The following is a 7,841-nucleotide window of genomic DNA, read 5'->3' on the forward strand; positions in this document are numbered from 1 at the left end:
AGATCACAAACCCGTCTATCCGACCCTGCCCCGTCATGGCCGGCCCTGTGCCGGCCATCCCGATCGGAAGAGCGCCGCACCTCAAACAAGCGGGATCATCGCCACGAGGCTGGCGATGACGGAGGATGCCGTGAGGGCGTCGATGTCGAACAACCGTGCTTTTCCGCGGTGGCTGGCGTCACGGCCACCGCACCGTCGGCGGCATGGACGAGAGAATCGACGCGATGTTGCCGCCGGTCCTCAGCCCGAAGATCGTGCCGCGATCGTAGAGCAGGTTGAACTCCACGTAGCGCCCGCGCCGCACCTGCTGCTCGACCCGGTCCTCCTCCGTCCAGGGCTGCGTGACGTTGCGCCGGACGATCTCGGGATAGACCTTGAGGAAGGCCTCGCCCACGTGCCGGGTGAAGGCGAAGTCCTCGTCCGGATCCCCGGTCCAGTGGTAGTCGTAGAAGATGCCCCCGACCCCGCGCGGCTCGTTGCGGTGCTTGAGATGGAAGTACTCGTCGCACCAGGTCTTGTACTTCTCGTAGGAGCCGTCGGGCGCATGGGTGCGGCAGGCCTTCTCCAGGGCCGCATGGAACGCGACGGTATCCGGATCGTCCTGAGTCCGACGCCGGTCGAGCACGGGCGTGAGGTCGGCCCCGCCGCCGAACCAGGGCTTGGTGGTCACCACGAAGCGGGTATTCATGTGCACCGTTGGAACGTTCGGGTTCCAGGGATGCGCGATGAGCGAGATGCCGGCAGCCCAGAAGCGCGGATCCTGGTCGGAGCCCGGGATCTGGCCGCGGAACTCCGGCGCGAACTCGCCATGCACGGTCGAGACATGCACGCCCACCTTCTCGAAGACGCGGCCGCGCATCATGGACATGACGCCCCCGCCGCCGGGGGCGCCGCCGTGATCCTTGCGCTCCCAGGGCGTGCGTTCGAACCGTCCTGGCTCGGCGGCCTCGGGGGGCAGGGGAGCCGCGACCTCGTCCTCGAGCGCCTCGAACGCGGCGCAGATGCGGTCGCGCAGCAGCGCGAACCAGATGGGAGCCTCTGCCTGCAGGCGTTCGACGGCTGTCGTATCGATCATGGTGGTGTCGCTTCAGGTTTCGGAAGGAGCCGGATGGGGAAACGCGCTGGTCTGCCGCAGGGCCTCGCCGAGGATCATGGCGGCCGTTACGGCGACGTTCAGGGAGCGAAGGCCGGGCTGCATCGGGACGACGACCCGGGCGTCGGCCGCCCGATGGACCTCCTCCGGCACGCCGGCGGATTCCCGTCCGACCAGGACGATGTCGTCCGGCCGGTAGGCGAAATCCGTGTAAGCGACCGCGCCTTTCGTGGTCGTCAGGATCAGCCGGCCCTCGCTCTCCTGCCGCCAGGCTTCGAAGGCACGCCACGAGATGTGCCGGGTGACCGTCACATGGGTGAGATAATCCATGCCCGAGCGGCGCAGGTTGCGGTCGGAGACGTCGAAGGCCGCAGGTTCGATGATCTCCACCGGCACGCCGAGACAGGCGGCCAGGCGCAGCATGGTCCCGGTGTTCTGTGGAATGTCGGGCTGGAAAATGGCGAGACGGGGCATGGGCCCGTCATCGGAGGAACGGGCTTCGCCGTCAAGGGAGCCGCAGGGCCATTCGCCCCGGCGGCATTTGCGCCACAAGCTGGAACAACTCCAATCCGGCTATGGACAGGCGGGCTTGGCCGTGCCAAAGAGCCACCGCGCGGCGACTCCCAGTCGCATTGCGCGCGCGTCGCCGCGCATGCTTGTTCCATTTTGGACCTCGTGTGCCAAATGCCTTGGTTCCCAAGGGATTGCCGATGCGCGGTTCTCGTTTTTTGATCAATGCTGGAGAGCCAAGTGGCCGAGACCACCACTCATGTCGCTGAGCCGACACGGCGCGATTTCCTCTACATCGCCACGGGCGCAGCTGCCGTCGTCGGCGGAGCCACCCTGGTATGGCCCTTCGTCCAGTCCCTGGCGCCCGACGCGGCGACGGTGGCGGCCGGCGCCCCCGTCGAGGTGGACCTGACCCCCATCGCCGAAGGGCAGATCGTCAAGGTTTTCTGGCGCGGCAAGCTGATCTTCATCCGTCACCGCACGGCCGAGGAGATCAAGGCCGCCGAGGACGTGAACGTGGCCTCCCTGCGCGATCCGCAGCCGGACTCGGCCCGCGTGAAGGAAGGCCATGCCCAGTGGCTCATCGTTTACGGCAACTGCACCCATCTGGGCTGCGTGCCGCTGGGCCAGCAGGGCGAGTATCACGGCTGGTTCTGCCCGTGCCACGGCTCGATCTTCGACACCTCTGGCCGCGTCCGCGGCGGCCCGGCGCCGATCAACCTGCCGATCCCGCCCTATACCTTCGCGTCCGACACCAAGATCGTGATCGGCCAAGAGGCCACGGCGTAACCTAAGCGACGATCAGGCGATATCATGAGCGACCATCCCACAACTTACGTTCCCAAGAGCGCCTTCGGTAAGTGGTTCGAGAGCCGCTTGCCCATCGCGGGCCTCATCCACTCGTCCTTCATCGCGTTCCCGGTTCCGCGGAACCTGACCTATTTCTGGACCTTCGGCGCCATCCTGGTGTTCATGCTCGTCGCGCAGATCGTGACCGGCGTGTTCCTGGCGATGTACTACACGCCGAACGCGGGCATGGCCTTCCAGTCCGTCGAGCACATCATGCGCGACGTGAACTACGGCTGGCTGATCCGCTACCTGCACGCCAACGGCGCGTCGATGTTCTTCGTCGCCGTCTACGTTCACATCTTCCGGAATTTCTACTACGGCTCCTATAAGGCGCCGCGCGAGGTTCTCTACATCCTCGGCGTGATCATCTTCCTCCTGATGATGGCCACCGCGTTCATGGGCTACGTGCTCCCCTGGGGCCAGATGAGCTTCTGGGGCGCCACCGTGATCACGAACCTCTTCTCGGCGATCCCGCTCGTCGGCGAGACCATCGTGAGCTACCTCTGGGGCGGCTACTCGGTGGGCAACCCGACCCTGAACCGCTTCTTCTCCCTGCACTACCTGCTGCCCTTCATGATCGCGGGCGTCGTGATCCTGCACATCTGGGCGCTGCACGTGCCGGGCCAGAACAACCCGACCGGCATCCCGATCAAGTCGGGCAAGGACGCGGTTCCGTTCACCCCCTATGCGACGATCAAGGACGTCTTCGCGGTCGTCGTGTTCATGATCTTCTTCGCCTACTGGGTGTTCTACATGCCCAACTATCTGGGCCATGCGGACAACTACATCCCGGCGAACCCGGCCGTGACGCCCGCGCACATCGTTCCCGAATGGTACTTCCTGCCGTTCTACGCGATCCTGCGCGCCATCCCGGACAAGCTCGGCGGCGTCATCGCCATGGGCTCGGCCATCGTGATCTGGGTGTTCATGCCCTGGCTCGACACCTCGAAGGTGCGCTCCACGGCCTACCGCCCGCTCTACAAGCAGTTCTTCTGGATCTTCGTGATCGTGTGCTTCCTGCTCGGCTGGCTGGGTTCCCGCCCGGCTGAGGGCTGGTACGTGATCGCCTCCCAGATCTGCACCGCCTACTACTTCGCCCACTTCCTCATCATTCTGCCGGTGCTCGGCTTCGTCGAGCGTCCGCTGCCGCTGCCGAATTCGATCCTCGAATCCGTCATGGGCGTGCAGAAGGGCGGGGCTGGGATTCCGGCCGGCGCCAATGCCGAGCCGCATTCCAAGGGCTGATGCGAGAGTCGAGGAAACACAAACAATGATGAAGCGTACTCTTCTCATCGCAGCCGCCGTTCTCGGCTTGTCCGCTCCGGCCTTCGCTGCTGGCGAGACCCCGGTCCCGCCGCAGCTCAAGTGGAGCTTCCAGGGGCCGTTCGGCAAGTTCGACCGGGCCCAGCTCCAGCGCGGCTTCAAGGTCTACCGGGAGGTCTGCGCCTCCTGCCATTCCTTGAACTACGTGGCGTTCCGCAATCTGCATCAGCCCGGCGGTCCGGAATTCTCCGAGGCCCAGGTCCGTGCACTCGCGGCGGAGTACAAGGTCCAGGACGGTCCGAACGAAGCCGGCGACATGTTCGAGCGTCCGGGCCGTCCGGCCGACCACTTCCCGGCTCCGTTCCCGAACGAGAACGCCGCGGCTTCCGCCAACGGCGGCAAGGCTCCTCCGGACCTGTCCCTGATGCCCAAGGCCCGCACCTACGAGCGCGGCTTCCCCTGGTTCATCACCGACGTGTTCCGGCAGTACTCGGAAAACGGCGCGGATTACCTCGTGGCGCTGCTCAACGGCTACGAGGAGCCGCCGCAGGGCTTCACGGTTCCTCAGGGTGGTCACTACAACCACTACTATCCGGGCCACGTGATCGCGATGCCGAAGCCGCTCAGCGACGGCCAGGTCGAGTATCCGAAGAACGAGGCCGGCCAACCTCAGGTCCCGGAAACCGTCGATCAATACGCTCGCGACGTGACGGCCTTCCTTACCTGGACGGCTGAACCGCACCTCGAGGCCCGCAAGCGCCTCGGCTTCCAGGTCATCCTGTTCCTGCTCGTCCTGTCCGGTCTGCTCTACTTCACCAAGAAGAAGGTCTGGGCCCGGGTGGGCGGCGAGGTCGAAGGGCACGCGACGCCTCCGATGACCCACAATCCCTAAGGATCAAGGCCCCGTCTTCCGGGGCCTTTTTCTTTTCGAGGTGACCTCGACCGGAGAGGCGTCCAGGCCGACCATCATGCTGCAGACCATCGCCGACGACATCTGGGGCAAGGATTGCCTCGCCTATCATGTGCAGCCCAGCCTGGAGCCTGAAACCCGGGCGGCCTTCGAGACAGTGCAGCAGGCCTTCGCCGGGCTCTGGCCGGGGCCCCTGCATGTGGGGCCCAAGCACGGGCTGCATGTCACCATCTATCCGCTCGTGACCGTCAAGGGCGGCTTCGACAAGGAGGCCTACTGGCAGAGCATCGCCCGGCAGAGCGAGAGCCTTCTGAAGGAGCTCTGCACGGGTCATCAGACCTTGGAGCTGCGCTTTTCCCGCCTCAAGGTGACGGACACGGCCATCATCGCGACGGCCACCGACGAGACAAGCCTCATCCAAGCCATCCGGGACAGGATCGTGCGCGAAATCCCTCCACCGCCGGGGGCAAGCCCGATCATCTACGACCTGATCCACTCCACGCTTGCACGCTACCGGACGAGCACCGCCATCCCGGACGAGGTGGTGGCACGCGTCGAAAGCCTGCCCGTCTCGATCACGGCGCCCGTCACGCGGATCAGGCTCGTTCGCGAGACGCTCTTTCCCTGCCTCGAAACGGACGAGATCGCGTCTATTCCCCTGCGGTGAGACGAGGCTCCGAGGATGGTTCGGACGCCGCCAAGGTGACGGCCTGGGGCGTCGGGCCTGCTTGCGCGACGGGATCGTAGGGATAGATGCGCTGGCTCCGGAGGAGGATGAGCGATTGCGCGATCAGCGACTCGCTATAGCGGATCTGCTCGCGGGTCAGGGCCGCGAGGATATGAGACTGGCCGATCGCCGCGGAGCAGCGTCGGGTGGCGTTGCCGGTCTTGTCGTTCATCAGGAAAGCATAATGTCCCGGTCGCCGCCCGCATTCACCTAGATGAATCGCGTGATCCCGATGCGGGACTTGGGACCCGGCCCGCACTCGTCTATGAAGCGGAACGGGCGGAAAGCCCAGGAACGGTGAGGGCGCGCGATGGCGAAGGCGGTTTTAGGCATCATCGGCGGGTCGGGGGTCTACGATCTGCCCGGGCTCGAGGACATGCGCGAAGAGCGCATCCGGTCTCCCTGGGGCGAACCCTCGGACGTGCCGCGCATCGGACGCATCGGCACGACCGAAATCGTCTTCCTGCCGCGCCATGGGCGCGGGCACCGCCTGTCCCCGTCCGACATCAACTACCGGGCTAATATCGACGTCATGAAGCGCGCCGGGGTCACGGACCTGATCTCCGTCTCGGCCTGCGGTTCGTTCAAGGACGAGTTCTATCCAGGCTTCTTCGTCCTGGTGGACCAGTACGTGGACCGCACCCACCGCCGCGAAAGCTCGTTCTTCGGCCGGGGCTGCGTCGCCCATGTGCCCATGGCCCATCCGGTCGGCCCCCTGCTGCGCCAGCACATCGCCGATGCCGCGGTGGCCGAGAAAATCCCGTTCACCCTCGGAGGCACGCTGGTGTGCATCGAGGGGCCGCAATTCTCCACCTACGCCGAGTCCATGACCTACAAGAAGCTCGGCTACGACGTGATCGGCATGACGGCCATGCCGGAGGCCAAGCTCGCCCGCGAGGCCGAGATCACCTACGCGACCATCGCGATGGTGACCGATTTCGATTGCTGGCATCCCGAGCACGACAACGTCGACGTGGCCTCCGTGGTCGCGGTCGCCCACCAGAACGCCACGAAGGTGGCCCGCCTGATTGCCCGCATCGCCCGCGACTTCCCGACCGAGCATGAGCCGTGCCCGGTGGGCTCCGACCGGGCCCTCGACGGCGCCATCATGACGGCCCCTTCAGCCCGCGACCCGGATCTTCTGAAAAAGTTGGATGCGGTGGCCGGGCGGGTGCTAAACCCTTGAGCGCGCGATCGCCGGATTCCTTCGGGAATGCTGCCGGCGAACCCACCCTTTTCGATACTCAGGCAGGCTTGACCTCATGGACCAGCGTCTCATCACCGACCTGAAGGCCGCAATCCGCTCGATCCCGGATTACCCGAAGCCCGGCATCGTGTTCCGGGACATCACGACCCTTCTGGGTGACGCCCGGGCCTTCCGTCGCTCCGTGGACGAGCTCGTCCATCCGTTCGCGGGCGGACGGGTCGACAAGGTCGCGGGCATCGAGGCGCGGGGCTTCATTCTCGGCGGCGCCATCGCGCATCAGCTCTCCTCGGGCTTCGTCCCAATCCGCAAGAAGGGCAAGCTGCCCCACGAGACGGTGCGCATCGCCTATTCGCTCGAATACGGCGTCGACGAGATGGAGATCCACACGGACGCCATCGGCCAGGGCGAGCGGGTGATCCTCGTCGACGACCTCATCGCCACGGGCGGCACGGCCGTCGCAGCGTCCCAGCTTCTGCGCCAGATGGGCGCCAACATCGTGGCGGCATGCTTCATCATCGACCTGCCGGATCTCGGCGGCGCCGCGAAGCTGCAAGACCTCGGGGTCGAGGTGCGAAGCCTCGTGAGCTTCGAGGGGCATTGAGGAATCATCGATGGCGAACGAGCGCCTCCTGGGAGCGCTGGACTTCCTGCGGGAGGCGGAGCGGCTCAAGAGCACCCTGCGCAGCGGCTTCACGTCCACGGGCCGGTCCGAGAGCACGGCCGAGCATACCTGGCGCCTGTGCCTCATGGCGCTGGTGTTCTCGGACGAGTTCGGGGACATCGACCCTTTGCGCCTCATCAAGCTCTGCATCGTCCATGATCTCGGCGAGGCCCTAAGCGGAGACATCCCCGCCGTTCTTCAGACGGAAAGGTTCGACAAGTCCGCTCAGGAAAGGGCTGACCTCAAGGAGCTGACCAGAGCCCTTCATCCCGCGAAGCAGGCCGAGATCCTGGCCCTGTGGGAGGAATACGAGGCGGCTTCGTCGCCCGAGGCCGTTCTCGCCAAAGGACTCGATAAGCTGGAGACGATTCTCCAGCACAACCAGGGCCGAAACCCTGTTGATTTCGACTACGCGTTCAACCTCGATTATGGGCGCAAGCATACATCCGCTCACCCGATTCTGGCCGAGATCCGTGTTCTGCTCGACGAGGAGACGCGAGTGCGGGCCGGAGGCTCGAAGACCCGCTAGCGCATCGTGCGGACCCAGAGGGCCGCTTCAGCGAAAAGTGGATCCGGTTTTCCGCATGAACGATGCGCTCTTCAAAGAGGTGGGAGCATCGG

The 7,841-nt window shown here is 65.4% G+C and carries 10 protein-coding genes; 7 read left to right on the forward strand and 3 right to left on the reverse strand.

Annotated elements, in window-relative coordinates:
* Positions 1-178: 178 nt before the first annotated feature.
* Positions 179-1,075 carry an oxygen-dependent coproporphyrinogen oxidase gene (gene hemF, locus KBI52_RS03160; protein ID WP_210805244.1) on the reverse strand — a complete coding sequence of 299 codons (897 nt, stop codon included), beginning with the start codon at positions 1,073-1,075 and terminating at the stop codon, positions 179-181.
* A 12-nt stretch (positions 1,076-1,087) separates the two neighbouring features.
* Positions 1,088-1,567 (reverse strand): tRNA (cytidine(34)-2'-O)-methyltransferase, encoded by a 480-nt coding sequence (locus KBI52_RS03165; RefSeq protein ID WP_210805246.1) that lies wholly within the window; start codon positions 1,565-1,567, stop codon positions 1,088-1,090.
* A gap of 261 nt (positions 1,568-1,828) precedes the next feature.
* Between KBI52_RS03165 and petA the strand changes: the two genes are divergently transcribed.
* The 4 genes from petA to KBI52_RS03185 all read left to right on the forward strand — a co-directional run bounded on the left by petA (position 1,829) and on the right by KBI52_RS03185 (position 5,292).
* A complete protein-coding gene (gene petA, locus KBI52_RS03170; RefSeq protein WP_173945706.1) occupies positions 1,829-2,392 on the forward strand; it encodes a ubiquinol-cytochrome c reductase iron-sulfur subunit in 564 nt (187 codons plus the stop codon).
* Positions 2,393-2,416: 24 nt separating this feature from the next.
* A complete protein-coding gene (locus tag KBI52_RS03175; RefSeq protein ID WP_173945707.1) occupies positions 2,417-3,697 on the forward strand; it encodes a cytochrome b/b6 in 1,281 nt (426 codons plus the stop codon).
* Between the two features lie 25 nt (positions 3,698-3,722).
* Positions 3,723-4,607, forward strand: coding sequence for a cytochrome c1 (locus KBI52_RS03180; protein WP_173945708.1), 885 nt, complete (start codon positions 3,723-3,725; stop codon positions 4,605-4,607).
* Positions 4,608-4,683: 76 nt separating this feature from the next.
* Positions 4,684-5,292: a 2'-5' RNA ligase family protein gene (locus tag KBI52_RS03185; RefSeq protein ID WP_210805248.1), complete on the forward strand. Its 609-nt coding sequence runs from the start codon at positions 4,684-4,686 to the stop codon at positions 5,290-5,292.
* Here the strand turns inward: KBI52_RS03185 and KBI52_RS03190 are convergent.
* Complete coding sequence (locus tag KBI52_RS03190; protein WP_210805250.1) at positions 5,276-5,524, reverse strand: hypothetical protein; 249 nt, start codon at positions 5,522-5,524, stop codon at positions 5,276-5,278. The genes KBI52_RS03185 and KBI52_RS03190 overlap by 17 nt on opposite strands.
* 138 nt (positions 5,525-5,662) lie before the next feature.
* On the opposite strand from KBI52_RS03190, the gene KBI52_RS03195 reads away from it, so the two are divergent.
* The 3 genes from KBI52_RS03195 (at position 5,663) to KBI52_RS03205 (ending at position 7,749) form a co-directional block, all read left to right on the forward strand.
* Positions 5,663-6,538 (forward strand): S-methyl-5'-thioadenosine phosphorylase, encoded by an 876-nt coding sequence (locus KBI52_RS03195; protein ID WP_173945711.1) that lies wholly within the window; start codon positions 5,663-5,665, stop codon positions 6,536-6,538.
* A gap of 76 nt (positions 6,539-6,614) precedes the next feature.
* Positions 6,615-7,160 carry an adenine phosphoribosyltransferase gene (locus KBI52_RS03200; RefSeq protein ID WP_210805252.1) on the forward strand — a complete coding sequence of 182 codons (546 nt, stop codon included), beginning with the start codon at positions 6,615-6,617 and terminating at the stop codon, positions 7,158-7,160.
* A gap of 10 nt (positions 7,161-7,170) precedes the next feature.
* On the forward strand, positions 7,171-7,749 hold the full coding sequence (locus tag KBI52_RS03205; protein WP_173945713.1) for an HD domain-containing protein: 579 nt from the start codon (positions 7,171-7,173) through the stop codon (positions 7,747-7,749).
* Positions 7,750-7,841 lie beyond the last annotated feature (92 nt).

It is taken from the genome of Microvirga sp. HBU67558 (genome assembly GCF_018069605.1).
Classification (GTDB): domain Bacteria; phylum Pseudomonadota; class Alphaproteobacteria; order Rhizobiales; family Beijerinckiaceae; genus Microvirga; species Microvirga terrae.